Consider the following 26449-nt stretch of genomic DNA (forward strand, 5'->3'; position numbering starts at 1 on the left):
CGCTACAGTGCGATAAGAGCTTTTTTATTCTATAGGAAAACGTTTTCATGCTTTAAAGTAACAAGTTCTTTCCTATAGAATAAATATAAGACAGCATAAAAAGCATTTCTGCCTTTTACGCTGTCTTTCGTCTTTGCAACACTCATAAAGTTGTATTTTGATATATTCTCAAATTACTTCCCTGTGTGGCGTTAGCATTCTCCCTATGCTGGGAGAACATTGCGCAAAAAACATGATAATACTCAATTCCCCGGCAGTTCCACCTGGAACGTAATCTGCCCGTTCTCACTCTCAGCAAAAATCTGTCCGCCATGAATGGTTACAATTTCCTTTGCGATGGCAAGCCCCAGTCCGGCCCCTCCCGTGTCGGAAGTACGCGCCTCGTCCAACCGGTAAAATTTATCAAAAACAGCGGTCAGTTTTTCTTTTGGAATGGTTTTTCCCTGATTCTGAAACCGAATAACCGTCTTTCCTGATGCTTCTTCTGTGACAGGGATTTCCTGTACCAGAATCTCTATCCGGGTATTGGGATAACTGTAGGCAACGGCATTTTTCAGGATATTGTTAAATACCCGTGCCAGTTTCACCGGATCACCGCTGACCGTGACGTTTTCATCACTGTGAAGCACCACTTTATTCCCCTTTTCTTCCAGAACAGGATAAAATTCTTCTATCATCTGCAGCAGCATATAATACAGGTCAATCTTTTCTTTTTCCAGAACAATCTGCTGAATGTTATATCTGGTAATTTCAAAAAATTCATTGATAAGCTGTTCCAGCCGGTTGGCTTTTTCCAGCGTAATATGCACATATTTGGCTTTCTGCTCCTTTGGCATATCCGGCGCTTCTTCCAGAAGGCTCAGATAACCGATTACCGAGGTGAGAGGCGTCCGGATATCATGGGCCAGATACATCACAAGGTTATTTTTCCGCTCCTCCGCCAGCTTTGCCTCCAGCTCCCGTTTCTCCAGAGTCTGACGCAGCACATTCAGCTTCCGCTCCATGGGCCCCATTTCCGGAGACATGGTAATTTCCCGGTTATCGCCCTGAATCAGCCGGTCTATCCCTTCGTCTATCTCATTAAAATACCGTACAAACCAGGACAGGGAAAAGCGAAACAGCAGCAGAAAGCAAACTGCCACCGCCCCGAAAATAATCAGGCTGGAATTCTCCCTGAGGCCGTACTGATAAATATTCAGCGCATCTTCGTAATCCAGCCGAAAGGCATCCTGCAAAATTTTTACAATCCAGTCCCCCACTCTGCGAAACCAGAAGCGGCTGTAAAAAGTAAAAATTATCAGAAATGCCAGTATCACGATCACAAAAGTCTGCATGAATATTTTAAACTGCAGTCTGGAATAAACGGAGTTTTTCTTTTTCCTGTTTCTTCTGTTTTTCCAGAATCCCGAAATTCCGGAACCTGAGTCCTTCCTCTGGCCCGGTTCCAGGTCATATGGATTTTTCTTTTCTTCAGTTTTCAATTTTATAGCCCACTCCCCAGATGGTTTTTATGTATTTCGGATGTTCCACGGAATCTTTCATTTTTTCCCGGAGATGACGGATATGTACCGTAATGGTATTATTGCTTTTGCTGTAATATTCATCCTTCCACACGCCATGGAACAGCTCTTCCGAACTGACAACCTCGCCTTTGCGTTCACAGAGTATTCTCAGAATGGAAAATTCTGTGGGCGTCAGCACCAGAGGCTTTTCGTCAAGCTGGCATTCGTGGGTTTTCACATTCATAATCAGCCCTCCATGCACCAGCAGAGAGTTGTCCTGTCCCTCTGAAATCCGGGGCTGGTTGTATCGTTTATAGCGGCGCAGCTGGGCCTTTACGCGGGCCACCAGTTCCAGCGGCCGGAAAGGTTTTGTCATATAGTCGTCTGCTCCCAGCATCAGTCCCCGGATTTTATCAATCTCCTCGTCCTTTGCTGTCAGCATAATGACAGGGTAAGTGTAAATCTCCCGGATTTTTTTGCAAATCTCAAATCCATTGGTGCCCGGCAGCATTATATCCAGAATGGCAAGATCAAACTGGCCCCCGTTCACCTGCTCCAGTGCATTTTCGCCCGTATAGCAGGTGATTACCTCAAAATTCTCACTTTCCAGATAAAAGGTAATTAAATCAGCAATTTCCTTTTCATCGTCTACCACTAAAATTCTGTCTTTCATATATTTTTATCTCCTGATTGTAGAAATTATCCTGTTCAGATGGCCATGCCGGCTGCAGTTTCCTGGTCTGAGCATGGCAGAAAATCTTTCATCTGTTTTCATTATATCAGAGACTTTTTGAAAATTCCTGTTTAATTTCCCTTAAAACTATTAAGATTTCCTTAAATCAGTTACGAAAAAACTTTTTAAAAAACGGAGCCGCACACCGATTACTCAGTGCAGCAGCCCCGTTTTACTCTGTTTTCTGTCTTATTATGCCTCGTCAATGGCTTTTCCAATATCATGGCGCATATATTTATTGTCAAATTCCACCCATTCCGTAGCCTTATAGGCATTGGCACGGGCTTCCTTCAAATCAGCTCCTTTGGCTGTCACGCCCAGAACCCGGCCGCCATTGGTGACAATTTTCCCATCTTTTTGGGCGGTTCCCGCATGGAAACAGTAGTAACCGTCTTCCGTATCAAACTTTTCCAGTCCCCGGATTTCAAATCCCTTTTCATAGGAAACAGGATATCCGTCCGAAGCCAGCACCACACAGACCGCCGCATTGTCTTCAAACTGCAGATCAATCTCGGAAAGCCTGCCTTCCACACATGCTTCCATCACTTCAATCATATCGTTTTTCATTCTGGGCAGTACCACCTGAGCCTCCGGGTCACCGAATCTGGCGTTGTACTCCAGAACTTTTGGCCCTTCCTGTGTCAGCATCAGCCCAAAGAAAATAATTCCGGTAAAGGGACGTCCCTCTGCAGCCATGGCGTCCACGGTGGCCTGATAGATATGTCTGTGACAGAACTCGTCCACTTCTTTCGTATAGAAAGGACTGGGAGAAAAGGTTCCCATTCCTCCGGTATTCAGGCCCTGGTCTCCGTCTTTCGCCCGTTTATGGTCCTGTGCCGAAGACATAATCCGAATGGTTTTTCCATCCACAAAGGACAGTACGGACACTTCCCGGCCTGACATAAATTCTTCCACCACCATATGGTTTCCGGCGTCTCCGAACTTCTTGTCTTCCATGATTTCCTTTACCCCTGCTTTCGCTTCTTCCAGGGTATTGCAGATGAGCACCCCTTTGCCCAGCGCAAGGCCATCGGCTTTCAGCACAATGGGCATTCTGGCTGTTTCCAGATAGGCAAGAGCTTTTGCGGGATCTTCAAAGGTCTCATAACCTGCGGTGGGAATGTTGTATTTTTTCATCAAATCCTTGGAAAATGCCTTGCTGCCTTCCAGAATGGCCGCATTTTTCCGGGGACCGAATACTTTCAGCCCTCTGGCCTCAAATACGTCCACCACGCCTCCCACCAGCGGATCATCCATGCCGATAATGGTAAAATCTATCTTCTGTTCTTCTGCAAAATCCGCCAGCTTCTCAAATTCCATGGCGCCGATGGGCACGCATTCTGCAATCTGCCCGATGCCTGCATTTCCCGGCGCACAGTATATTTTATCAACTTTGGGGCTTTTTGCCGCACTTGCCGCAATGGCATGTTCCCGGCCGCCGCTTCCCACAATTAATACTTTCATAACTTCCTCCTTTTCGGCTGCTCCAAAATCACAACTTTCCCGTCTTCCACACGAACCTTTCCTCTGGCAATCAAATCTATGGCCCTGGGCAGAATCTTCCATTCAGCCTGCTCCATCACCCGGCGCTGCAGGGTTTCCGGCGTGTCTTCCTGCTCCACCATCACCGGCTGCTGCAGGATAATGGGCCCTGTGTCCGTCCCTTCATCCACAAAATGAACCGTTGCTCCGGTAACCTTCACACCACGGGCAAGGGCGCCTTCGTGGACTTTCAGCCCATAATATCCGGTGCCGCAGAAAGAAGGAATCAGGGAGGGATGGATATTGATAATCCGGTTTCTGTATTTTTGTATCATGGATTCCGGCAGCACCACCAGAAATCCTGCCAGCACCACCAGATCCACCTGATAACTGTCCAGCTTCTCCAGAAAGGCCCTGTTAAAACTTTCACGATCCGGAAACTGTTTCGGAGAAATGCATACCCCTTCAATTCCATGGTTTTCTGCCCGTTCCAGGGCATAAGCGCCAGGATTATTGCTGATCACTGCCGCAACTCTGGTATTGGTTATTTCCCCCTGCTCAATCCCGTCCAGTATGGCCTGCAGATTTGTGCCGCCGCCGGATACACAGACTGCTATATTCAGCATAAGGTTACCCCTTTCTCTCCTTCTTCCACCTTTCCGATGACATAAGCACTCTCTCCTGCTGCCTGAATGGCCTTAAGCGTCTGTTCCACATCTGCTTTATCCACCGCCAGCACCATGCCGATGCCCATATTGTAGGTGTTATACATGATTTTTTCTTCCACATTGCCTTCCCGCGCCATCATGTGAAAAATTGCCGGAACTTCATAACTGTTTTTCTCAATAACCGCATGTTTTCCTTCCGGCAGCATTCTGGGCACATTTTCATAAAATCCGCCCCCGGTAATATGGCTGCAGGCTTTGATTCGAACTCCGGCTTCTTTGACAGAGCGGAGGGCTTTCACATATATTTTCGTGGGAGCAAGAAGGGCTTCTCCCAGTGTTTTTCCCAGTTCTTCGTGGTATGTATCCAATGTTTCCCTGTCCATTTTAAAGATTTTACGCACCAGTGAAAATCCGTTGGAATGAACGCCGGAGCTGGCCATACCGATAAGCACGTCCCCGGCTTTTACATCTTTTCCGGTAATAATATCTTTTTCGTCCACAACGCCCACTGCAAATCCTGCCAGGTCATACTCGTCTTCCGGATAAAAGCCCGGCATTTCAGCTGTCTCGCCTCCAATCAGGGCCGCATTGCTCTGGATACATCCTTCTGCCACACCGCTTACTATGGTAGCTATTTTTTCCGGAAAATTCTTTCCACAGGCAATATAATCCAGGAAAAACAGCGGTTCTCCTCCTGCACAGGCAATATCATTGACGCACATTGCCACACAGTCAATGCCGATGGTATCATGTCTGTCCATTAAAAATGCCAGTTTCAGCTTGGTTCCCACACCATCCGTGCCGGATACCAGCGTGGGTTTTTCCATATCTTTAAACTTTTCCATGGAAAATGCACCGGAAAATCCTCCCAGCCCGGTCAGTACCTCCGAACGCATGGTCTGCTGCACATGTTTTTTCATCAGTTCCACAGATTTGTACCCTGCTTCAATGTCTACGCCTGAGTTCTTGTAATCCATTCTCTTACCTCCGTTTGATTCTGAACTGTTACCTGTCTCTGAATTTCCTGAGATTTTATCTGCCTGTCCTGCCGCCAGATTAATAATTCTTATAGCCCACTTCCTGCAGACGGGCGTCTTTGGCTTCCACCTGTTCTTTCAGTTTCCGGGAATAATCCTTTAACCTGCCCAGCAGCGCTTCGTCTGAGGCTGCCAGAATTTTTGCTGCCAGAAGCCCCGCATTGGCGCCTCCGTTAATTGCCACAGTGGCAACGGGAATTCCTGAGGGCATCTGTACGATGGAATACAGGGAATCCCTTCCGCCCAGTGAGGTGGTATGCATGGGAATGCCGATTACCGGCATGGGGAAAATTGCCGCGCACATACCGGGAAGATGGGCTGCCATGCCCGCACCTGCAATGATTACCTTAAATCCTTTTTCCTCTGCAGAACTGGCATATTCAAAAAACACATCCGGTTCCCTGTGAGCCGAGATAATAGTCATCTCATACTCCACACCCAGTTCTTCCAGAATATCTGCTGCCTTTGCCATTACGGGCATATCTGAATCACTGCCCATAACAATTCCAACTCTTGCCATAACTTTTCTCCTTTATAATGCATTATTATCATATTATTTCTGTTATCCCACAGAATCCGCAGCCATCTGCCCGGCGAAAATTCCAGGCTTTTACTGTCGCTGCGAATCCTGATATTTTGCAAATCCCTGTACAATTTCCTGTACGCTGCTCAGCCGTTTCCTGGTCTCCTGGGCTTCCGCTTCATTCTGCTGGCTGCGTTCCTCCGCTTCCAGAGCGCTTGCGGAAACCTGCTGACTGGTGGCAGATAACTGACTGATACTTTCAATAATTGTATTATTGGACTGTACCAGGTTTTCAATTTTGGAATCTATATCGGAAATTCTTCTGGTCAGTGTTTCCACATTGTCCCGGATTGCCGTAAATCCTCCCGCCGCATGTTCAATCATTTCATTCTGCTGGCTCATGGCCTCAATGGAAACACCCACAATATTCACCGCATCCTGGGCGTTTGTATTCAGCTCCTGAATAATACCTGTAATCTGCTCAGTGGATTTTCTGGTCTGTTCCGACAATTCCCGGATCTGGTCTGCCACCACCGCAAATCCTTTTCCTGCCTCTCCGGCTCTGGCGCTTTCAATGGACGCATTTAAGGCCAGCAGATTGGTCTGGCTGGAAATCTCAAAAATAACTTCCGTAATCTGCTGTACTTCCCTGGCTTTGTCCTGAAGCTGGGACATGGACTCTGCCACATGACTGTTGGTTTTTCCAATGGTTTCCGCACTGGCACGCATGCGATTAATCATATCCATGCTTTCATCCACCATGCGGGCAGAAGTTTCCGCCGCTTCTACCATGATTCTGGCATTTTCCGCTGTCTCTCCAATGGCGTCCTTAATGCGGGAAGTCATAATGGTCTGTTCCTGTACGCTTTCCGCTGTGAGCTGGGTGCTGATGGAAATTTCCTGAATCGAACTATGTACCACCTGAGAAGAATCTCTCAGGTTTTCCACCAGATCATCTGTCCGTTCCACTTCTGATTTGACCGCTTCGGAAATTCTCAGAATATCTTTCATCATGACATTCTGTACTTCCTGCTGGTCTTTCACAGACCAGATGGTGTCGTGGTCAAAATTTTTGGCTGTCCTTGCTGTCACATTATAGGAAATGGTTATCACAATGCCGGTACAGACGCTCACCAGCGTCAGATCATCCCCCAGCAGCTGCCCCGTTGCCGCCAGAACAACCCCGCGCAGTATCATAACCGCCATGATTCCCGCAAAAGCCCGCTTTTCAAATTTTCTGTCATAATAAAGAATCAGGGCAATCATGATGGGAAACACATAGGTAAAAATCATAAGGCTTTTTCCTGTTGCCATCAGATATCCCCAGCCCGTCAGAAAACTGCCCAGAATCACATATCTCAGGGACTCCGAAGATTTATCCTTCCGATAAATCACCCAGCCTGCCACCACTCCTGCCAGCAGCACCAATGCAGGCACAAAAGCTATTTTACCATAGGAAGGCCCGTCCGAAGTAAACTGAATGGCCAGCGCCAGCAGAACAGGTATGGCCATCAGGGTCATCAGCAGAAGCACCGTAAGGTTCGCCCTGGCATCACGGGCCGGTTTTTCGCTGTATGTCCGCACTTTCACAGCAACCCTACCGTCAGCTTCGTTGTATTTTTTCTCCTCCATTATTATATCCTTTCATTTCTTATTCCAGAGGCCTGTTCAGCAGCTCCGTCCCCGGAACCACGAATTTTCCGTCCCGGATGACATCCACAGAGGTTCCGTCCTTTTTCTGTACTGTTATACAATCCAGCTCGTCATAGGGAATGGTAATATCCATATGGCAGCTGAAATATGCTTTCTGTGTATCTTCTTTTCGCAGTCTGGATATCTCGTTTTCTCTGGCTACAATTTCTTTTCCATCGGGATTAAATATCGGTGTGTCCTCCGCCCAGCTGTAACAGGTATCTCCCACTGCAAAATGGGGCCCTGTCTTTTCCGCAATCAGAATGGGCAGCCTGTCCTGAATCTGATAGTCAATGCCCATCCGGTAAGCAGTGGTATTGGTTCCAATGGCAAATTCCCCCAGAGGAAGGGTTTCGTGGTGTTTCAGCAGATTTTCCTTTAAAAATGCAAGGTTCTCCTGCTCCGTCTTAAAATTACCGCAGCGATAGCTGCAAATCATACCGTCTTTAAATTCCAGCTCCAGGTCCAGGTATTTCAGTCCGCTCAGATATACCTGCGTCACATGAAGGCGTCCATTCGTCCCTTTAAGCACCGGAGAAGTAAACACTTCTCCCACCGGAATATTCACATCTGCCACACAGTTTTCAAATGCGGTCTCCCTGTTCCTGTCTTTCAGAGGATAAAGAGCCACCGTCAAATCTGTGGTGTTTTTCCCCTTACCGGTAATCCGCACAGATTCTCCCTCATCCAGCACATCTATGATTTTCTGCTGTATTTCCTGGTACAATTTATAATCCAGCGTATTTACTTCCACAGTTTTTGCAAAGATTTCCTGATAATCCGGCCCGATTTCCGGTATGGGATAAGCGATAATGGTAAAGCTGCGTTCTTCTCCTCTGATATATGTGTTGGTAATCTGTGATGCCATATTGGAATAATACACATTCAGCTTCTGCTGCTTTTCCGTGTACTGCCATGCACAGGGACTGCTCTTGGGCTCAAAGCCCGCCTGTCCAAAGGTCTCCACCACTGCAGGGCCTGCATACCAGGCCGCTTCTTTTTTCCGGGCCTCATAAGCGGTTTTCAGCACTTCCAGTCGGCGCTCCACCAGTGATTTATCCAGATACAGCGCCCGGTCGGCTTTGTGGTCAAACTCATACTGGCGGTTGGGCGAGGTGCTTTCCACTGACCGGCTGCCCGTTCCTCTGCCGGAAAAAGAAAGTTCTGCACTCCGCATCATCACCGGTTCCAGTCCCATTTTCGCAAAATTCTTCACTGCCGCCCGCATCATACGTTCAAAACCGATGGGATAGCGCAGATCCACAAATTTCTTTTTAGACAAATCCTTGCCTGTCACTTCAAACCCAATGCGATACCCTTCCGTATAAGTATCTGCCATGGCCTGAATCTGTTCCTGGGGCAGACTGTTTAAAAATTCTGCTGTTTTCCTTTCATTTTCAGTAATGTAAGCTCCATAGCGGTACAGATACTGCAAATCTTCCAGATTACTTTCCATAATAATTCGGGTATAAAAATCCAGTTCCGGACTGGCCTGTGCCAGCACGCTGATTTCAGTAAACACTTCCCCGTAATCATGGAAAAACCAGTATATCATCTGCTGAATCTCCCGTTCCTGGGGCAGTTCTTCGCCCTCAAAGGCATTGTAAATTTCCACCAGCAATTCACTGAAAATGGTAATATCATAAATCCTGCTTTCAAATGCATAAGGAATCAGAGAGCGGAAATCCGCATACAGAGCGCTCAGCAGCTTTCCAAACCCTTCTCCCAGCCTGTCCGCTGCAAAGGCCGGGCTGGCATAGCTGTTCCCATAATGTTCCGGCAGCACCTCCTGGTACAGCCTCATGTTTTCTTCTGATTTTTCCTCCGGGCTTTTCTGTTCCCATGCTCCGCAGGCAATTTCCTCTTCCAGCCTGCCAATCTCCCTCAGAAAAGCTGCTGCCTGCCGGAAATAATCACGGTATGGTTCCTGCACTGTCTCTTCTGTCTCAATTTTTTCCAGCCGCTCCATACAAAGGGGGAAACGTTCTTCTACTTCCTCCCGGTATGGCTGCCATATTTCCCGATAACCCACAAAATCATCCTTTCCCATTTCATATTTGTGCACATATTTCATCTCCGTACACCTGTGCCTTTTTTGGAATTTCTGTATGTCCGTCCCTTATCAGATACCGGATATATAGACCATAATCCAGCCTGCCAGCACAATACCGGAGCAGATGCTGCCCAGTATCGGAAACAGTTTATAGCTTTCTTCCCGCAGGCTTGTAATTCCAATCAGCAGCGACACCACTGTCATCAGCAGTGTAAACATTCCTGCACTGCCCACATAAACGCTGGCGTTTCCGCTGTTCTGTACGGAGAACACCACCATTCCAATTCCCATCAGCACAGACAGGACTGCCAGAGAGAGGGATATTTTCCCCCGTCTGGAATGTTTTTTCCCTGCAAATTTATAACTGTTTTTTTTCTTTCGTCTCATAATTCCTCCTTACTCGGTTCATCCAGTAAAAAATCAGGCAACCCAAAGCACCGCCGATGGTATTCAGCAGCATATCGTCCACATCGAAACTTCCCACTTTGGACACTAACTGAATGGTCTCTACCATCAGACTGAATTCAAAACTGAAAAACACGGTATATAAAAAGGAACGGCACCTGGGATACAGTACCGGAAGAAAAAATCCGAAAGGAATAAAGGCCACAATATTTCCCAGCAGATTTAACAGCACCGCTTTTGTCCCCAGAGAATGACGGTACACAATGAAACGTCTGATTTCCTTAAACAGCTCCAGATTATAATGATAGGTTCTCCCTTCGAAAGTACGTCCCGTACTTTCTGCAAAAAACAGAAAATATGTCAGGCAAATAATATAGACTCCGAACATGATTCTGCTGCATATCCGGAGTATTTTTTTATAATCATTTTTCAATTCTTCAACCCTTAAAATATAATATCCGCTTTACACTTTAAGATTCTTGCTCCGCTTATAATTGCCAGAACTCCGCAGGCAACGCCGCTCACTATGGCAACAACGCCCAGGGCAATGTTGCCGGCTCCTGTAATACTCATGGTTTTGTATATTTTCTCGTTCATACTCAAACCTCCTGCTGTTTTGCTCCATACTGAGCATAATATCGGTCTATGGATGCTTTCATTTCATCATTAATATATATATTTCCTTTATATGGTTTATTATGCAGGCATTCCACCACTTCCTCCATGGTTACAATGGCATTGGTATCGAACCCGTACAGTTCCCGGATTTCTTCCAGTGCGCTCTGTTCTCCTTTTCCCCGCTCCATCCGGTTCAGTGATACAATCAGGCCCTTTATCTCTATCTCAGCCTGAGCCCGGATTATGGGAACGGTTTCTTCCATGGATTTTCCGGAAGTGGTAACATCTTCGATAATCACCACCCGGTCGCCGTCGGCCAGTTTACTTCCCAGCAGAATTCCGGTATCTCCGTGGTCTTTGACTTCCTTCCGGTTCGAACAGTAACGGATTTCCTTTCCGAACAGCCTGCTGTAAGCCATGGTAGTGGCAACGCTCAATGGGATTCCTTTGTAAGCGGGCCCGAACAGTACATCAAAGTCGTCCCCGTAATGTTCATGAATTGCTCTGGCATAATATTCTCCCAGCCTGTCGAGCTGAGCTCCTGTCACATAGGCTCCCGCGTTCATGAAAAATGGAGATTTTCTTCCGCTTTTTAAAACAAATTCGCCAAACTTTAATACCTGGCAGTCCACCATAAATTCTATAAATTCCTGCTTATACTGTTCCATTTTATCTCAAATCCTCCTGTCCGGCTTTTCAGGAAATCCAACCTGTCTGCATCGTTTCAAAACTTCACGTTTATACTATCATAAAACATGACGGTGCGCAATTGCTATTTGCACGAGTGCGCATAATTATTTTTATCTTACAGGAAATACTTTTGCACGTTAGCGGAACAAGAAATTTCCTATAAGATAAAAAAGAATGCGCTATGCGCATTCTCCGCGCGCGAGCGGATTGCGCAGCAATAAACATCACCCCCGCGAGCTGCGCATCATTGTTTTTTTATTCTATAGGAAATCCAGAGGAATTTCCTATAGAATAAAAAAAGATCTGGCCCTGGAAGTTAGCACCAAATCTTTTCCTGCAGTTCTTCATATGAAATTACGCTCCAGTTCCGATACAAGCTGCTGCATCTCTGCCTTGGAAGTTACATTTCTGGCAGCTTCCACCACCTGCTTTTTCTCTGATTCGTCCATCTGGGCATAGACAGACAGGGCCTTTTCATTCAGGCCCAGCTGAAAACTCAGCCCGATGGGCATATCATATTTATTCTCCATGACGTTCCCCTTCCTTTTACATATAACAGTAGTATAGACCGGGGAAAAGCAGTTTATACCTCCATTGTGAAAATTTTTATCCGTATTCTCATACTGTTTTATGATTCTCTGTCAGGACTCAGGCACTTTTAACACCTGTCTGCATTTTATGTAAAAAGATAATTTCCAGATTGTCCTGTTTATCTGCGCCTTCTTGGCACTGTTATTTTCTCAGGTTCATATGCTTTGAGCCCTCCATCCCCAGTCAGTATTTCAACTCTGAAACCGGATTCTGTATAAAATTCAGCTACATTCTTTATTGTCATATCACCAATAGACAGTTTTTCTGCTGCTAATGCCGGCCAGTCATCTGCGAGTTTTCTCAGATTTTTTTCACTCCACAGCTCATTCTGAGAAGTAAAAGCTGCCCATGGTTCTTCTGCAGTTGCCGCTTTTATTATAATCTCAGATAAATCCTTTGCAAGTCCATACCGTTCACCGGATACATGGGCAATATGATTCCCGGTTTCTATCAAAGCGGCCAGCGGTAACACCAGCAGGCTCTTCTGAGCAATCTCATAGTTAATTTTCTCACAGACTCTGTTATAATCCCATTTGTCATTATTCGGCCCGCATTCTTCCATAAACGGTACTTTAAGATACACACACAAAATACTTGTATCAATGATTAATACTTTCTGCATTACTGCTCCTCCCTTGTAAGGGCAGATTCAATTTTACCATTTGTAACCAGATCACCGATATTTCCGGTGGATATCATTTTGGGCAGTTCCCGGATATCCTCCAGCAGCTTTAAATGGCTTTGGCCTCTGTCATCTCTGTGCGCAACTGTAATAAACGGTATCATGGATGTTCCGGCCGCATCCAGCAAAGCAGGATTGTGTGTTGTGATTAACACATCTGCTTTTTTTTCATTTCCCAGTTCTTTTAACATATTCAGCAGAATTTTGGCCCGTGACGGATGCAGGCCATTATCCACTTCCTCTATGACAATAAGCCTGTTCGCCTCATTGGTAAGCAATGCTGTCATAATTGCAAGAAATCTTAATGTACCATCTGACATTCCTCTTGCATCCACAATGCATTCATCATTCTCCTGCCACGCCTCTTTACAGTAAAGCATGGCATCCGTATTAAATTTTCCGATGCGTTCCGTCCATACATCTTCGATATCCTTTTCCGGAATTTTTCTTAAATAAGATGTGAGTTTTTTCTGCACTTTTTCTCTTTGTTCATCGTTTAAAGCCGCCAGCACTCCTGCAATATTGGAACCATCAGATGACAGTTTCTCCGCCAGTGCCGCATAATCCCGCATATGATTTGGGGTGGGATCCAATACAAAAATCCCGCTTAACTGTTTGGCCAGTTCCGATATGATGTTTGCTGTTTCTTTATTTCTAAGCTGCAATGTTTTACTTTGATATAATATTGATGTATTTCTGTTTAAGTCAAAATTCTGTCTTTTTCCCGGTTTCCCGGTGTAAAAATATGTTGGAATACTTAATAATTCTCTGTCCTGTAAATTTGTATAAAACAATCTCTGATTTCTGCCGCATAAATTAAGTTTTTCTTCTGTAACCAGGGCTCTGGCAGTCCCGGTCTCTACAGTAATGACATACTCATAATCATTCTCTTCATATTCCATCACAACTTCCAGTGTAAATGAATTTGTTCCTTTTCTGCAAACCCAGTCCATTCCGCCTCTTAAGGCACTCAAACTGACGTCCCCTCCAATGGCCTGAAAAATACCTGCTCCGCCTGCAATTCTGCTGAGAAAAATCAACGCATCCACTGCATTTGACTTCCCGCTTGAATTCGCTCCAATCACAATCATCAATGAATCTATATACAGAATACTTTCTTCATAACTCTTCCAGTTTCTTAATTTAACACTTTTAATCACAATATTTTCTCCTCGCACATTTCACTTTGCAGTTACAATGATCAAAATACCCTCTTCCTGCCTGTGTTTTTTAATTCCTGAATTTTTATATGCTGTTATCATAATATTGTAATATTTTCAATAACACATTGTCAAGCAGGGCAGTGAACCCATTAAAACTTCCTGTGTCCGCTGCCCTGCTCACAACATTTACTTTTTACACTTCTTTTCTGTTACTTTCAGAAAATACCGGCCATCTTCCCGGCCCAGTAAATCAGTCCCAGCACCCAGCTGGTAAAAATCCCATACAGAATCACCGGCCCTGCAATGGTAAAAATCTTACATCCAATGCCGAACACCTGGCCTTCCTTCTGAAACTCAATAGCCGGAGCCGCCACAGAATTGGCAAATCCGGTAATGGGCACCAGCGCTCCTGCCCCGCCCCAGTTTGCAACAGACGGATAAATATTCAGTCCTGTTAAAATCACGCTCATCAGCACCAGCAGCATACTGCACCAGCTTCCGGCAGTTTCTTTATCCATTCCAAAGGTATCAACTGCAAGATTCAGAATAATCTGACCCACAACGCAGATAATTCCTCCTGTAATAAAGGCTTTCAGCATATTTGCCGGAAGGGAATGGGTGGGCGTAACCTGTTTGACATATTCATTATATTCCTGATTTTTCTTCTCCTTCTGTTCCATGGTTTCCTGTGCCATATCCATACCTCGCTTTCTTTCTGCCTACATTTGCTGCATATGATGATAATAAAAATACAGTGCGCCCAGAGCTTTTCCCAGAGCCATGAAAAACAACATCCAGCTTAATCCCTCTTTTATCCCAAAACGCCGGAACATAATGGGAAAAGTATTCAGAATTTCTGCCAGCGCCACTGCCAGACACCCGGTAAAAATTCCGGCTGACAGGCCAAACAGAATCACAGCCCAGATGCCCAGCGGTATCTGCACATGAAACAGAGAAATGATATTTCCTGCCGCTCCGCCCAGTACAACTGCATTTTCGTAGACAATAATATCTGCTGCTGTACGGCTTTTTCCAATAATTCTTGGTACAACGCCTATGGAAATAATAAAGCTGAATACGCCTGCCGCAATGGCAGACCCGCTGGCCAGTCCCAAAAATCCCAAAAACACCTGTCTAATCCACATCGTTGCTGGTTCCTTTTCTTCCGCAGTTTTCTATAAAAGTAGAATCCACATCTTTTTCATAAGTGCGCATTTCCACCTGAATAGGCGTGGGATCATGGGTGATCTTTTTATGTCCCACATGGTTAAAAAATATCATGATTCCCAGGAACAGCCCGATGGAATAGCACACCTCCAAAGCGGTAAATCCACTGGATTCCGTGCCCATCACCTGCCTGTAAAAATCCGCAAATACTTCTCCCACGCCCACATCATTATTAAAGGTCATAATGGTAAATGCCGAGCCGAAAAAAATCAGCACGCACAGCACTGCTGTTTTTAAATAAAGCAGCCATTTGGGCTCCTGCTTCGGTTCGTATTCCAGAACAAAATCCTTTTCCCCGATATTCTGAACCTCCACATTGGGAAATTCCTTTCCAATCAGTTCAATGATTTTCATGACAGAAAATACTTCCGCCTGTTTTTTCTTTCTTCTCTGGCCCACAGGGGTATGAAAGGTATAAATCTTCATGGTTTTTAATTTACTGACCAGGGACGGATTGGTGGAAGTAATTTTTGCAATATCCTTCAGTACCACAGAAGGCTCCCGTACCAGTACGTTCTGCTCTATTTTCAGGTAAAGTGTATCTGAATTTGCCGCCATACGTTCCTCCAGTCTATGCAGATTTCATTGTGCTGCCGAAAGGCCGGAAACCCTCCACTGCTGCTTCCTCTTCCATTTCTTCACACAGGGCCTCTTCTTCCGCTGTTACTCCGTTTATTTCCCGAACCAGTGTCCCTTCGGTTACTGTGGACTGATTTTCCACATAATTCACATAATAGAAAATACCTCCGGCAATGGTAAGAATCACAACTGCCAGAAGACAGATTCGATAAATGATACTGTGATTACGACTCATATTCTCACATCCTTTTTCCATCTTTGGAAGTAGTATGCCATCAAATCCAAAATTTATTCATCCTGAAACAGCAGTTTCCATTATGTGAAATCAATTTTTTCTTTTTTATACAGAGCAGTTCATTGCTGAATAAAAATTACAGTGTAACTTCTTCCTGTCATCTCACCTGGTTGCGCATCCTGAGCAGAATCCGTTTTTCCAGTCTGCTGACCTGAACCTGACTGATTCCCAGCTCTCCGGCCACCTGTATCTGAGTTTTTTCACCAAAATACCGCAGCTCAATGAGCCTGCGCTCCATATCTCCAAGTTCCGCCATAAGCTGTTCTAACAGCATGTGATTGAGAAGTATCTCATGGCTGTCCCGTTCCTGGGGTATCCGGTCTGCCAGACAGGTTTCTTTCCCATCAGCCGGAGAACATGTTTTATCAATGGATTCCACTTCTCCGTTGGCTTCCAGTGCCATGACAATTTCTTCCCTGGGAAAGCCTGTTTCTTCTGAAATTTCCTGCAGTGTGGGCTCCCGGCTGAGAGATGCCTGCAGTTTTTCCCTGGCCTGTTTTATTTTAGCACCATTTTCTTTCAGGCTCCGGCTGACCCGAATCATTCCGTCATCCCGCAGAAACCGTTTGATTTCCCCGGTAATCATGGGAACTGCATACGTGGAAAATTTCACATCAAAAGTCAGATCAAACTTGTCAATGGCTTTCATCAGGCCAATGCTTCCCACCTGAAACAGTTCCTCCAGTTCATAGCCCCTGCCGGAAAACCGGTGCACAATACTCCAGACCAGTCCCATATTGTTCTGTACCATCCGGTCTCTGGCGTCTCTGTCTCCCTGATGGGCCGCTGCCAGCAAAGCCCATACCATTTCTTTCTCTGTCTGTTTTTCTTTGTATGTACATTCCTCCCTGTCTGTCTGCAGCTGCTTTTCCACCGTCTCACCCTTTCCTTCCACTATCCTTTTCCTATGGTTTTGCGCATGGTAACACAGGTTCCTTTTCCCGGCTCCGAAATGATTTCCACCTCGTCCATAAATGCTTCCATAAATGCAAACCCCATGCCGGATCTTTCCAGTTCCGGTTTGGTAGTAAACAGGGGCTCCCTGGCCTGCGCAATATCCTGTATTCCCTTTCCGGTATCTATCACCGAAAGCTCCACCTGCTGTCCCTGGGTACTGCACTGAATCCAGATACTGCCTTCTTTTTGCTCATACCCGTGGATAATACAGTTTGTAACAGCCTCGCTGACCGCTGTTTTAATATCTGCAAGCTCGTCCACCGTGGGATTCAGCTCCGCCACAAAAGCCCCTACCGTAACTCTTGCAAAACCTTCATTGGAAGATGACGCCGAAAATTCCATCTTCATTTCATTTCTTATCTGTTCCATAAAATCCTCCTTATAAACCTTCTTCCTGTTCCACTTCCATAATTTTCTTCAGACCGGACAGTTTAAACACCCGTTCTATCTGCCTGTTCAGATGAACTGCTTTCACATAGCCGCCGGAAAAACGCACATTTTTACATCTGCCGATCACCACGCCGATGCCGGAGCTGTCCATAAAACAGGTATCCTCAAAATCAAATACCAGACTGCGCACCGGATATTTCAGTAGCAGTTCATCTGCTTCCTCCTTTAAAATTTCTGCCTGATGATGATCCAGTTCCCTGGGCATTTTTAAAATCAGGCACCCGTATTCCTTTTCAAATCTGTGTTCCATATTTTCCTCCATTCTGTGCATTTTTCAGCACAAACAGGCGGTCAGTGAAAAACTGATAAATTTTTCACGTTTTCCTTTCCCTGAGTTTTCCTGAATATTTTAATATGCCGCAGAAAAAGCTCTGCAACATGTAAAAGACGCCATGGCATCATGACGTCTTTTGTATTCTTCTCTTTATTCTTTTTTATGGCTGCTGCTCCATTTCATCCAGATACTGCTGGGACTTTCTGGCCCGGGAAGTACCGGGATGGAGCTCTACCATTTTCTGATAATATTTTTTCGCATTTTCCATATCTCCGGTCTGACGGTAAGACTGAGCAAGATAATAAATGGCATATCCGTCGTTATAATCTTCTTCCGCCTGTACCACCTTTTCCAGCCCGGTAATTGCTTCCGGAAAACGATTTCCCCGGTAATCCTGCTCTGCCTGAGCATAGACAGCAGAAATATACTGCTCATTTACCTGGGTATTCAGAGTCTCATAAATGGTTTTCGCCTGAGTTCCCAGTAATTTGGAGTCCACATTTACAATGGTATCTCCCGCACCCTGGATGTTCTGCTGCACAAAGGCATCATACGCCACCAGAAGCTGCTCATAACTGTCAACAATCTTCTGAGCATTGTCCGAATCCCCTTCCTGCTTCTCAATCTGCCTGTTCAGTTCTTCGATTTTATTTTCCAGGCTTTTAATTTCCTGATTACGTGTAGTGAGAGAATCATTGGCGGCCAGCTCCGCCTTTTTTGCATCTGAGATCACATTCTGACGAATGCCCGGAATAACCAGAAACCAGGTAATCAGCACGCCGATTCCCACGCCGATAATCAGATTCAGTATGGTCATAACAGCAGAATTATCTTTCAGATTTGTGGGCTGTATAATCGTCTCATTTCCGCTTCGATAGGAGGATACTTTTTCTTCCTTCTCTCTGCGTCCCCCTCTGCCATGCTGGGAATCTCCCTGCAGATACAGATTTGCTTCCCGCAGATAGCGCAGGGTGGTCACATTTCCGGTATCAATTTCCGCTGCTGTCCGCAGTTCTTTCCGGGCCAGTTCGTATTTTCCCTCTTCCATATACAGCAAAGCCAGAAGCTGATAGCCTTTTACCAGACCCGGATTCATGGAAAGTACCTTTTTCAGCTGTATAATGGCCAGATCGCTGCTGTCCTGGTGACAGTAAAGCAAGGCCTGATTATATTTTTTAATGGTCTGATTGATGGAGTTCAGCTGAGAGCGGTTGGACTGTATCTCCTCCAGATATCGTTCCGCCGGATTATCCTCCGGTTTCAGGCTCCGGCTGAGCACCCACTCGCTCAGTGCATCCGCCACTTCTCCCATTTCATAATAAATCAGTCCAAGCAGATTTCTCGCCTGAATATTGGCTTTATAAAAACGCAGGCTTTTCTTCAGGGACTGCACTGCTCCGGACAGATCCCGTATTTTTGCTTTCTCTAATCCATCATTATACAACGCGTTGGATACACAAATAATTTTATTATAAGAATCCATAGATTTCCTTTCATTACTTCAAAATTCTTCTGCTTACCGCTGTCTTGCCTCCCTGATAATTTCCTGCATAATATCTGTCATGTCTGTCAGATCCCGGTCGTAAATGGCGTCCTCAGCCTCTTCTACTTCCAGGCTGGGCTTAAATTTCTTCAATTCTTCTTCAAAATTAATCACTCTGCATACCTCCTGTAAGCTCTTCCAATTCACCAATCAGATACAGAGAGCCGGCACAGAACAGTTTCTGCCCCGGTTTCCTGCATGATAATGCATATGCAAATGCCTGCTCCGTCTTTTCAATTCCTGTGATTTTCACCGTCTGATGTTTCTCTTCTGCAAGTTTCCGGAAAAGTTCCGTGAGCGTTTCACATGTAAGGCCGCGGGACCCGGAAACAGAGGTGAGAATAATTTCCTCCCAGGCTCTTCCGGTAAGCAGCCGCTCTGCGGCATGTACATAATCCTTTTCCTTCACCATGGAAAACAGTAAAACAGCAGATTCCTCTGTAATCTGCCCTGCTGCCTCCAAAAACTTTTCAATTCCTGCCAGGTTATGTGCTCCGTCAAAATAAACTCCTGGCTGTACTTCCTGCATTCTTCCCTTCCACCTGACTCCTGCCATTCCCTGTCTGACTGCTTCCCTGGGAATCTTCTCTGTTTCTCTTATACATTTGAGGGCCTGCAGAGCCACTGCTGCATTCTGTGCCTGATAAGGAGCGCCAAAGGGAATCTCCACTTCCATAACATCATAACCAGAATCATAGGAAAAATCAATCTTTTTTCCTGTGTTTAATAAAATTTTAATTTTCTGGCCGGCCACAGGATACGTCGGGCATTTTAAAACATCTGCTCGCCCGGCAATCACTTTTTCCGCCTCCGGACAGGAAGTATCGTATACAACGGGAACGTGTTTTTTCAGAATTCCGGCTTTTTCCAGCGCAATCTTTTCCAGGGTATCTCCCAGAATTTCCGTGTGCTCCAGACTGATGGATGTGATTATGGTAAGCAGCGGATGCTCCACTGTATTGGTGGCATCCAGCCTTCCTCCCAGCCCTGTTTCCAGCACTGCATATTCCACCTGATGACGGGAAAAAATCAGCATTCCCATGGCAAAAACAAATTCAAAAAAGGATGGATGAGGCAGACCGTTTTGCTCCATTTCTTCCGCCGCCTGTTCTGCCAGGGCTGCCGCCCATACCACCTCCTGGGGAGCGCAGGATTTTCCATTCACTGCAAACCTCTCTTCCAGCCGGACCAGATGGGGAGAGGTAAATAATCCTGTTTTTTTTCCTGCCGCCCGGAGCACGCTGTCAATATAAGCGCAGACACTTCCCTTTCCGTTGCTGCCCGCTACATGGATGACTTTAAATTCGTTCTGGGGATTTCCAAGCCTGGCCAGAAATTCTCCGGTATGCTCCAGTGTATTTTTAACCGTAAATCTGGGAATCTCCAGAATCCAGTCCAGTGTTTCCTCATATGTTTTCATCATTTTTGGCACCTCTTTACACTCCACCCATTATAATATAGTAAAGTGTCGAAATCCATTCTTATTTATACACAGAATACAAAAAAAGAACAAAGCATTTTACGCAAAAGAAAAGGAACTGCTGCAAAATAGCCGCTATATACAAAATACGGATTCAGATTACAGGATCCCTGTCCATACATTGTATTTAAGCTGCATTCTGCAACAGCCCCTTCTCTCCTTCCATGTCCTGCCTGCTCTTTTATGGCTGACGGAACATATCATCCCTTTCCTGCCTTTAAAGGGCACACATAACAATTTTATCCATCTGCCTGATAAATTCCAGGCTGAACTGTTCTTCCTTCACATGAACTTCCAGGTCGTCAATTTCCACACTGACACCGGGATATACACAACCGATAACTCTCACAGTGCAGCCTCTTGCACGTTCCATCTGATCCTCCAGCTTCTCCAGTTCCGCCGTATCTTCTGCCAGAAGGGCAGTATCCCGGATTTTCACACGGAGAAGATCTGTTCTCCTGGGATCATTTTTCACGTCCTTGAGAAGTTTCAGACCATTTTCAATCTTCTCCAGATTGGCCTTCTCCACTTCAATCTTATTTCTCAGAATTCCAATTCTGCGTCTTACGGACGAATCGTTGCCGATTCTTACATGGGTCCGAACTTCTCCGTCGCTGCCCAGGGTATTCACCACAATTCCCTGAATAGCTCCTACTTCGCCTCCCACAATGCTGGCTTTCTTTCCATCCAGCAGAATACTCTCTCCACAGGATACCTGGCAGTTCAGAAATACATCAGCCCGTATGGAACCATTGGCATGTACCCGCGTATACTCGAAAAATTTTGCAGAAATATTTCCTCTGGTAGTGATTACCGCTCTGGAAGCGCCCATAACACCGCTTCGCAGCACAATATCTTTTCCGGCTTCAATTTTAGCGCCTTCCACCACACCGTCTACCGTAACCGTTCCGGTTGCCTTGACTGTCACACCGCTGCAGACTGTGCCATGTACAATCACATCTCCCCGGAAATCAATATTTCCGATGGACAGATCCACGTCACCACTTACCTCGTACACCGGAAGTATGGTGATACGGTCACTGCTCTTTTCTATCTTGCCATCCATCAGCGATATGTAGGATGTTCCGTCTTCGGAACGCTCAAATCCTTTTCCGCGCAGCGGAACCAGATCTCTTCCTCTCTTTGCCAGTACCGGTTTCCCTTTCAGATTCATTCCATCAACACCGGGAACAGCCTTGTGATACACCGCAATTTCCTGTCCCTCGGTAACAATTTCCACCATTTTAATACTCCAGTAATCCACGGAGCCATCAGGGCACAGTTTCGGTTTCTTACTGAAATTCACATCAAATTTATATTCATAATAGCCGTCAACGCCATCCTTTGGCCGGTCTCCCTGTGCAATCAGTATTTCACGGTTATATAACTGATTTTCTAATACATTGTTAAGTGCATCCTCCTGAATTCCATATGACACACCACTTTTTTCCAGTGCCTCACGCACTTCACGCTCCGTATAGGCATCCATTACCGGATTTGGCAGATAAAGATACGCCTGCATATTATCTCGACTGACTCGTATCTGTGGTTCTTTCTTTGTCATAGTTTCCATTGCAGATTCCCCCTTGTCTGGAATTTCTGTCAATTGTCAAAATACCGCTATATATACTATACTACCAATTTTTACGTCTCATTTCAACATATTTATGCAAATTTTAGATTTATTAATTTTTTCCATTCATCTGGCTCAGACGTTCCTCCACCTGTGCCATCATCTGCTCATATTTCGCAAGTTTTTCTTTCTCTTCCTGCACTTTTGCCTCCGGAGCTTTGCTCAGGAATTTTTCATTGGAGAGCATTCCTCTGGAACGGGAGAGTTCTTTACTCAGACGTTCTTTTTCTTTCTGAAGGCGCTCTTTTTCTTTCTCAAAATCCACCAGATCTTCCAGCGGCAGATATACCACTGCTCCGGGAATTACCACAGAAACAGCATCTTCTCCGATTCCTGTTCTGTCTCTCTGTACATGTATTTCACTGGCTCCTGCCAGAAGGCTGTATGCCCTCTGCATGGTCCGGAACGTATTCTGCAGAGTTTCATCTTCGGTTACAATGTATACATTTGCCTTTTTGCCGGGCTTTACATCCATATCCGTTCTGATATTGCGGATTCCCTTTACCAGATCCTTCACATGCTCCACTGCCTCTTCCGCTTCGGGGAACTGCCAGTCTTCCCTGAACTCCGGCCACCGGGACAGCATGATGGTATCTTCTTCCTCCTGTAGCGTGCAGAATATTTCCTCTGTAATAAAGGGCATATAAGGATGAAGCAGTTTCAGCGCCTGAATCAGCACCGTTTTAAGGGTCCACATTGCCACGCCTGCAGATTCCGGATTTTCGTCCTTCTTAAAGGTTCTTGTCTTTGAAATTTCAATATACCAGTCGCAGAATTCATCCCAGATGAAATCATACACCTTCTGCACAGCAATTCCAAGCTCAAATTTATCCATATTTTCTGTCACATCTGCTGCCAGGGTATTTACTCTGGACAAAATCCATCTGTCCTCCGGCTCCAGTTCCGAAACAGAAGGCGTTTCCATTTTTCCTACGTCAGGATTCATCATGATAAATCTTGACGCATTCCATATTTTATTTGCAAAGTTCCGGGAAGATTCCACTCTTTCCCAATAAAAACGCATATCATTGCCTGGGGCATTTCCGGTTACCAGAGTCAGCCGCAGCGCGTCAGCACCGTATTTGTCAATTACTTCCAGGGGATCAATGCCGTTTCCGAGAGACTTGCTCATTTTCCTGCCCTGAGAATCACGAATCAGCCCATGGAACAGTACCGTATGGAAGGGTTTTTCTCCCATCTGTTCATAACCGGAAAAAATCATGCGGATAACCCAGAAGAAAATAATATCATATCCCGTTACCAGCACGTCGTTGGGATAGAAATAATCCAGCTCTTCTGTTTTTTCCGGCCAGCCCAGTGTGGAAAAGGGCCACAATGCAGAGGAAAACCAGGTGTCCAGGGTATCTTCATCCTGCGTCATATGGCTGCAGCCGCATTTGGGGCATTTGCCGGGATTTTCTCTGGCAACCACAAGTTCCCCGCAGTCTGCACAGTAGTAAGCCGGAATCCGGTGTCCCCACCAGAGCTGTCTGGAAATACACCAGTCCCGGATATTGTCTGTCCAGTTAAAATATATTTTTTCCATGCGCTCCGGCAAAAGGGTGATCTGGCCTTTTCGTACTGCCTCTGCCGCAGGCTGAATCAGTTCATCCATTTTCACAAACCACTGCTGTTTTACCATGGGCTCCACCGTAGTATTGCAGCGGTCGTGGGTTCCCACATTATGAGAATGGGGTACAACTTTTACCAGAAGCCCCTGTTCTTCCAGTTCCTGCACCATGCATTTTCTGGCTTCATAACGGTCCATGCCTTCATATTTTCCACCGTTTCTGTTGATGGTGGCGTCGTCGTTGAGCACATTAATTTCAGGCAGGTTATGGCGTTTTCCCACCTCAAAGTCGTTGGGGTCGTGGGCCGGCGTAATTTTCACGCATCCTGTTCCGAATTCTTTATCCACATAGTGGTCCGCCACAACGGGAATTTCCCGGCCCACCAGCGGCAGAATCAGTGTTTTGCCGATAATATCCCTGTATCGCTCATCTTCCGGATTTACCGCTACCGCAGTGTCCCCCAGCAATGTTTCCGGCCTGGTGGTGGCAATTTCCACAAACCTTCCTTCTTCTCCCTTTACGGGATAATTAATATGCCAGAAAAACCCGTCCTGTTCCTCATGTTCCACTTCCGCATCTGAAATGGAGGTTTTACATACGGGACACCAGTTTACAATCCTGGAGCCTTTGTAAATCAGGCCTTTTTCATATAATTTGATAAACACTTCCCGCACTGCATGGGAACATCCCTCGTCCATGGTAAAACGTTCTCTGTCCCAGTCTGCAGAAGATCCCATTTTCTTAAGCTGTTTTACAATTCTTCCGCCATATTCTTCTTTCCACTCCCAGACTTTTTCCAGAAATCCTTCCCGGCCCAGGTCCTTTTTGTCAATGCCCTGTGCTTTCAGGGATTCAATCACTTTTACCTCGGTGGAAATGGAAGCATGGTCTGTTCCCGGCTGCCACAGAGCATTGTACCCCTGCATACGCCGGTAACGGATTAAAATATCCTGCATGGTGTTATCCAGGGCGTGGCCCATGTGGAGCTGTCCGGTAATATTAGGCGGAGGCATCACAATCGTAAAAGGTTTTTTGCTCCTGTCCACTTCCGCATGGAAATATTTATTTTCTTCCCATTTCTGATAGAGACGGTCTTCAATAGACTTTGGATCATAGGTTTTGGCTAATTCTTTCTTCATGCTGTTCTCCTTATGGTTTATTTCATTTCCGCCGCAGTATAATCACTGTTTATATCTTACAGGAACTCCGAAAAAATTTCCTGTAAGATAACAAACGCCCTTTACCACACCGGTAAAGGGCGACTTATCGCGGTACCACCTTTATTTGTACTCTGTATGAAAAGCACATCTTGAAATCCTGTAACGGGGATGGGCCGGGAAAACCTACTGAAACCGATTCCTCGCTTCGTTCAGCTCTCCGGTTCAAAAGCTACCTTCCGCAATGCTTTCCTGAGACAGTCTTCCAGCTTATAAACTGCCCTCTCTGACAGGGGTGTTTTGCGTACTCCTCTTTCTCACAACCTTTGCATTCATATGATGTTCTGTCCATTGTAAAAGCTGGCGTCCAAATTGTCAAGAGCTGTACTGAAATTTTTTACAAATCATGCAGATGTTCATGTTCCGTCAGCCGGTCGTGGGTATGCTCATGGAGCCCGGAGCCGCCGGTATGGACATGGGTATGGGTATGTCTGTGGGTATGCTCATGGCTATGCGCAAGTGTTCCATGCAGATGTTCATGGGTATGGGTATGTTCATGCTCATGGGTGTGCTGCAGGGCAATGGAATCCCGGATGGTCAGAACCGTACTGGCAATCATCAGCGCCATTGCTCCCCAGAACCGCATACCTGGTTTTTCCCCTGGAAGCGCCATGCCAAGCGCCGCTCCCAGAAAAGGTGCTATGGAATAATAAGCGCTGGTCTTTGCGGCTCCCAGATTTTTCTGGGCTGTTATGTAAAGTTTAATGCTCAGTCCGTAGGATATAAATCCCAACAGCAGGATGGCGCAGATCCAGGGCAGCTTCGGCATATTTTCGCCCAGAATCAATGCCAGGACAAAACTGCCCAGCCCGGAAAAGCAGCCTTTTATCACCACAATCTCCGTAGAACTTTTGTTGCTTATCATTCTGGTACAGTTGTTTTCAAATCCCCAGCAGACACAGGCTCCAAGAACCAGCAGAGAACCTGTATTCCAGGTAAATGCTCCATCTCCTTCAAAGCTGAGAATCATGCTGGCCGCGGTCACCATCAGAATGGACAGCCACAGTTTTGCGGATATGACTTCATGGAACAAAGCCAGCGCTATCACTGAAGTAGTTACGATTTCAAAATTATTCAGCAGAGATACATTAGCGGGACTGGTTCTGGCAATGCCCGCCATTAACAGTATGGGTGCGGCAATGTCCAGCAGCACCATGGCAATGGTCCAGGGCAGTTCTTTTCCGGTCAGGGGTTCCTGCCTGTCTGGTCTTCCCAAAAGCCGCTCTGCTTTTCCATACAGAGCCAGTCCAACGCCCGCACCAAAGTACAGAAACGCCGCCATCATAACTTCTCCCGCATGGTTTAAAAGCAATCTGGAAAGAGGGATATTTACGGCATACAGAGCGGCTGCTGCAAGGGCGCAGAGTGTTGCGGTTTTTTTCAC

The 26449-nt window shown here is 45.9% G+C and carries 28 protein-coding genes and 1 other annotated feature; all 28 genes read right to left on the bottom strand.

Annotated features, from left to right (window positions below; translation table 11 throughout):
* Positions 1-242: 242 nt before the first annotated feature.
* Positions 243-1334: a vancomycin resistance histidine kinase VanS gene (gene vanS, locus C805_RS20145; protein WP_081640388.1), complete on the bottom strand. Its 1092-nt coding sequence runs from the start codon at positions 1332-1334 to the stop codon at positions 243-245.
* 136 nt (positions 1335-1470) lie between these two features.
* Complete coding sequence (gene vanR / locus C805_RS20150; protein ID WP_016215843.1) at positions 1471-2175, bottom strand: VanR-ABDEGLN family response regulator transcription factor; 705 nt, start codon at positions 2173-2175, stop codon at positions 1471-1473.
* A gap of 252 nt (positions 2176-2427) precedes the next feature.
* Positions 2428-3699: a phosphoribosylamine--glycine ligase gene (gene purD, locus C805_RS20155; RefSeq protein WP_016215844.1), complete on the bottom strand. Its 1272-nt coding sequence runs from the start codon at positions 3697-3699 to the stop codon at positions 2428-2430.
* On the bottom strand, positions 3696-4343 hold the full coding sequence (gene purN / locus C805_RS20160) for a phosphoribosylglycinamide formyltransferase (RefSeq protein ID WP_016215845.1): 648 nt from the start codon (positions 4341-4343) through the stop codon (positions 3696-3698). The genes purD and purN overlap by 4 nt, the downstream gene beginning before the upstream one ends.
* Entirely contained in the window at positions 4337-5362 is a 1026-nt protein-coding gene (gene purM / locus C805_RS20165; RefSeq protein ID WP_016215846.1) for a phosphoribosylformylglycinamidine cyclo-ligase, read from the bottom strand. Before purM ends, purN begins: the two co-directional genes overlap by 7 nt.
* A gap of 79 nt (positions 5363-5441) precedes the next feature.
* Positions 5442-5942 (bottom strand): 5-(carboxyamino)imidazole ribonucleotide mutase, encoded by a 501-nt coding sequence (gene purE / locus C805_RS20170; RefSeq protein WP_016215847.1) that lies wholly within the window; start codon positions 5940-5942, stop codon positions 5442-5444.
* A 90-nt stretch (positions 5943-6032) separates the two neighbouring features.
* The gene (locus tag C805_RS20175) at positions 6033-7577 is read right to left on the bottom strand and encodes a methyl-accepting chemotaxis protein (protein WP_016215848.1); all 1545 of its coding nucleotides are present in this window, start codon (positions 7575-7577) and stop codon (positions 6033-6035) included.
* A 19-nt stretch (positions 7578-7596) separates the two neighbouring features.
* Entirely contained in the window at positions 7597-9702 is a 2106-nt protein-coding gene (locus C805_RS20180; protein WP_371197671.1) for an aminopeptidase, read from the bottom strand.
* Positions 9703-9759: 57 nt separating this feature from the next.
* Positions 9760-10077: a DUF6142 family protein gene (locus C805_RS20185; RefSeq protein WP_016215850.1), complete on the bottom strand. Its 318-nt coding sequence runs from the start codon at positions 10075-10077 to the stop codon at positions 9760-9762.
* Positions 10049-10528, bottom strand: a complete 480-nt coding sequence (locus tag C805_RS20190) for a VanZ family protein (RefSeq protein ID WP_022751334.1) — start codon at positions 10526-10528, stop codon at positions 10049-10051. Before C805_RS20190 ends, C805_RS20185 begins: the two co-directional genes overlap by 29 nt.
* 11 nt (positions 10529-10539) lie before the next feature.
* A complete protein-coding gene (locus tag C805_RS26825) occupies positions 10540-10692 on the bottom strand; it encodes a hypothetical protein (protein WP_016215852.1) in 153 nt (50 codons plus the stop codon).
* A gap of 2 nt (positions 10693-10694) precedes the next feature.
* Positions 10695-11381 carry an orotate phosphoribosyltransferase gene (gene pyrE / locus C805_RS20200; protein ID WP_016215853.1) on the bottom strand — a complete coding sequence of 229 codons (687 nt, stop codon included), beginning with the start codon at positions 11379-11381 and terminating at the stop codon, positions 10695-10697.
* 366 nt (positions 11382-11747) lie between these two features.
* Complete coding sequence (locus tag C805_RS20205; RefSeq protein WP_016215854.1) at positions 11748-11933, bottom strand: hypothetical protein; 186 nt, start codon at positions 11931-11933, stop codon at positions 11748-11750.
* A 179-nt stretch (positions 11934-12112) separates the two neighbouring features.
* The gene (locus C805_RS20210) at positions 12113-12616 is read right to left on the bottom strand and encodes a hypothetical protein (protein WP_016215855.1); all 504 of its coding nucleotides are present in this window, start codon (positions 12614-12616) and stop codon (positions 12113-12115) included.
* Positions 12616-13836: an AAA family ATPase gene (locus C805_RS20215; RefSeq protein ID WP_016215856.1), complete on the bottom strand. Its 1221-nt coding sequence runs from the start codon at positions 13834-13836 to the stop codon at positions 12616-12618. The genes C805_RS20210 and C805_RS20215 overlap by 1 nt, the downstream gene beginning before the upstream one ends.
* 218 nt (positions 13837-14054) lie before the next feature.
* Positions 14055-14540: a SpoVA/SpoVAEb family sporulation membrane protein gene (locus C805_RS20220; protein WP_022751335.1), complete on the bottom strand. Its 486-nt coding sequence runs from the start codon at positions 14538-14540 to the stop codon at positions 14055-14057.
* A gap of 18 nt (positions 14541-14558) precedes the next feature.
* On the bottom strand, positions 14559-14984 hold the full coding sequence (locus tag C805_RS20225; protein ID WP_016215858.1) for a stage V sporulation protein AB: 426 nt from the start codon (positions 14982-14984) through the stop codon (positions 14559-14561).
* Positions 14974-15624, bottom strand: a complete 651-nt coding sequence (locus C805_RS20230) for a stage V sporulation protein AA (RefSeq protein ID WP_016215859.1) — start codon at positions 15622-15624, stop codon at positions 14974-14976. The genes C805_RS20225 and C805_RS20230 overlap by 11 nt, the downstream gene beginning before the upstream one ends.
* A 13-nt stretch (positions 15625-15637) precedes the next feature.
* The gene (locus C805_RS20235) at positions 15638-15880 is read right to left on the bottom strand and encodes a hypothetical protein (RefSeq protein ID WP_016215860.1); all 243 of its coding nucleotides are present in this window, start codon (positions 15878-15880) and stop codon (positions 15638-15640) included.
* A 157-nt stretch (positions 15881-16037) separates the two neighbouring features.
* Positions 16038-16748, bottom strand: coding sequence for a SigB/SigF/SigG family RNA polymerase sigma factor (locus C805_RS20240; RefSeq protein ID WP_031201559.1), 711 nt, complete (start codon positions 16746-16748; stop codon positions 16038-16040).
* 86 nt (positions 16749-16834) lie between these two features.
* Complete coding sequence (gene spoIIAB, locus C805_RS20245; protein ID WP_016215862.1) at positions 16835-17266, bottom strand: anti-sigma F factor; 432 nt, start codon at positions 17264-17266, stop codon at positions 16835-16837.
* 10 nt (positions 17267-17276) lie between these two features.
* On the bottom strand, positions 17277-17597 hold the full coding sequence (locus tag C805_RS20250) for an STAS domain-containing protein (RefSeq protein WP_016215863.1): 321 nt from the start codon (positions 17595-17597) through the stop codon (positions 17277-17279).
* A 184-nt stretch (positions 17598-17781) separates the two neighbouring features.
* A complete protein-coding gene (locus tag C805_RS20255; protein WP_016215864.1) occupies positions 17782-19104 on the bottom strand; it encodes a tetratricopeptide repeat protein in 1323 nt (440 codons plus the stop codon).
* A gap of 33 nt (positions 19105-19137) precedes the next feature.
* Positions 19138-19278: a hypothetical protein gene (locus C805_RS26830; RefSeq protein ID WP_016215865.1), complete on the bottom strand. Its 141-nt coding sequence runs from the start codon at positions 19276-19278 to the stop codon at positions 19138-19140.
* Positions 19271-20587, bottom strand: a complete 1317-nt coding sequence (locus C805_RS20260; RefSeq protein ID WP_016215866.1) for a bifunctional folylpolyglutamate synthase/dihydrofolate synthase — start codon at positions 20585-20587, stop codon at positions 19271-19273. The genes C805_RS26830 and C805_RS20260 overlap by 8 nt, the downstream gene beginning before the upstream one ends.
* A 274-nt stretch (positions 20588-20861) precedes the next feature.
* Positions 20862-22217, bottom strand: a complete 1356-nt coding sequence (locus tag C805_RS20265) for a DUF342 domain-containing protein (protein ID WP_016215867.1) — start codon at positions 22215-22217, stop codon at positions 20862-20864.
* A gap of 112 nt (positions 22218-22329) precedes the next feature.
* A complete protein-coding gene (locus C805_RS20270) occupies positions 22330-24987 on the bottom strand; it encodes a valine--tRNA ligase (RefSeq protein WP_016215868.1) in 2658 nt (885 codons plus the stop codon).
* A 112-nt stretch (positions 24988-25099) separates the two neighbouring features.
* Positions 25100-25335 (bottom strand) — a binding site (T-box leader).
* A gap of 67 nt (positions 25336-25402) precedes the next feature.
* Positions 25403-26449: a DMT family transporter gene (locus tag C805_RS20275; RefSeq protein WP_016215869.1), complete on the bottom strand. Its 1047-nt coding sequence runs from the start codon at positions 26447-26449 to the stop codon at positions 25403-25405.

The sequence above is a fragment of the Eubacterium sp. 14-2 genome, from assembly GCF_000403845.2.
Classification (GTDB): domain Bacteria; phylum Bacillota; class Clostridia; order Lachnospirales; family Lachnospiraceae; genus Petralouisia.

What these genes read in the sequence shown, in the direction of transcription:
- purM (WP_016215846.1), bottom strand. Translation starts at nt 5,362, where the DNA reads ATGGATTACAAGAACTCAGGCGTAGACATTGAAGCAGGGTACAAATCT.
- C805_RS20255 (WP_016215864.1), bottom strand. Translation starts at nt 19,104, where the DNA reads ATGGATTCTTATAATAAAATTATTTGTGTATCCAACGCGTTGTATAAT.
- spoIIAB (WP_016215862.1), bottom strand. Translation starts at nt 17,266, where the DNA reads ATGGAACAGATAAGAAATGAAATGAAGATGGAATTTTCGGCGTCATCT.
- purN (WP_016215845.1), bottom strand. Translation starts at nt 4,343, where the DNA reads ATGCTGAATATAGCAGTCTGTGTATCCGGCGGCGGCACAAATCTGCAG.
- C805_RS20265 (WP_016215867.1), bottom strand. Translation starts at nt 22,217, where the DNA reads ATGGAAACTATGACAAAGAAAGAACCACAGATACGAGTCAGTCGAGAT.
- C805_RS20220 (WP_022751335.1), bottom strand. Translation starts at nt 14,540, where the DNA reads ATGGATATGGCACAGGAAACCATGGAACAGAAGGAGAAGAAAAATCAG.
- vanR (WP_016215843.1), bottom strand. Translation starts at nt 2,175, where the DNA reads ATGAAAGACAGAATTTTAGTGGTAGACGATGAAAAGGAAATTGCTGAT.
- C805_RS20225 (WP_016215858.1), bottom strand. Translation starts at nt 14,984, where the DNA reads ATGTGGATTAGACAGGTGTTTTTGGGATTTTTGGGACTGGCCAGCGGG.
- C805_RS20250 (WP_016215863.1), bottom strand. Translation starts at nt 17,597, where the DNA reads ATGGAACACAGATTTGAAAAGGAATACGGGTGCCTGATTTTAAAAATG.
- C805_RS20185 (WP_016215850.1), bottom strand. Translation starts at nt 10,077, where the DNA reads ATGAGACGAAAGAAAAAAAACAGTTATAAATTTGCAGGGAAAAAACAT.
- purE (WP_016215847.1), bottom strand. Translation starts at nt 5,942, where the DNA reads ATGGCAAGAGTTGGAATTGTTATGGGCAGTGATTCAGATATGCCCGTA.
- C805_RS20270 (WP_016215868.1), bottom strand. Translation starts at nt 24,987, where the DNA reads ATGAAGAAAGAATTAGCCAAAACCTATGATCCAAAGTCTATTGAAGAC.
- C805_RS26825 (WP_016215852.1), bottom strand. Translation starts at nt 10,692, where the DNA reads ATGAACGAGAAAATATACAAAACCATGAGTATTACAGGAGCCGGCAAC.
- C805_RS20235 (WP_016215860.1), bottom strand. Translation starts at nt 15,880, where the DNA reads ATGAGTCGTAATCACAGTATCATTTATCGAATCTGTCTTCTGGCAGTT.
- C805_RS20230 (WP_016215859.1), bottom strand. Translation starts at nt 15,624, where the DNA reads ATGGCGGCAAATTCAGATACACTTTACCTGAAAATAGAGCAGAACGTA.
- C805_RS20175 (WP_016215848.1), bottom strand. Translation starts at nt 7,577, where the DNA reads ATGGAGGAGAAAAAATACAACGAAGCTGACGGTAGGGTTGCTGTGAAA.
- C805_RS20210 (WP_016215855.1), bottom strand. Translation starts at nt 12,616, where the DNA reads ATGCAGAAAGTATTAATCATTGATACAAGTATTTTGTGTGTGTATCTT.
- C805_RS20260 (WP_016215866.1), bottom strand. Translation starts at nt 20,587, where the DNA reads ATGATGAAAACATATGAGGAAACACTGGACTGGATTCTGGAGATTCCC.
- pyrE (WP_016215853.1), bottom strand. Translation starts at nt 11,381, where the DNA reads ATGGAACAGTATAAGCAGGAATTTATAGAATTTATGGTGGACTGCCAG.
- vanS (WP_081640388.1), bottom strand. Translation starts at nt 1,334, where the DNA reads ATGCAGACTTTTGTGATCGTGATACTGGCATTTCTGATAATTTTTACT.
- C805_RS20205 (WP_016215854.1), bottom strand. Translation starts at nt 11,933, where the DNA reads ATGGAGAATAAATATGATATGCCCATCGGGCTGAGTTTTCAGCTGGGC.
- C805_RS20240 (WP_031201559.1), bottom strand. Translation starts at nt 16,748, where the DNA reads ATGGTATGGGCTTTGCTGGCAGCGGCCCATCAGGGAGACAGAGACGCC.
- purD (WP_016215844.1), bottom strand. Translation starts at nt 3,699, where the DNA reads ATGAAAGTATTAATTGTGGGAAGCGGCGGCCGGGAACATGCCATTGCG.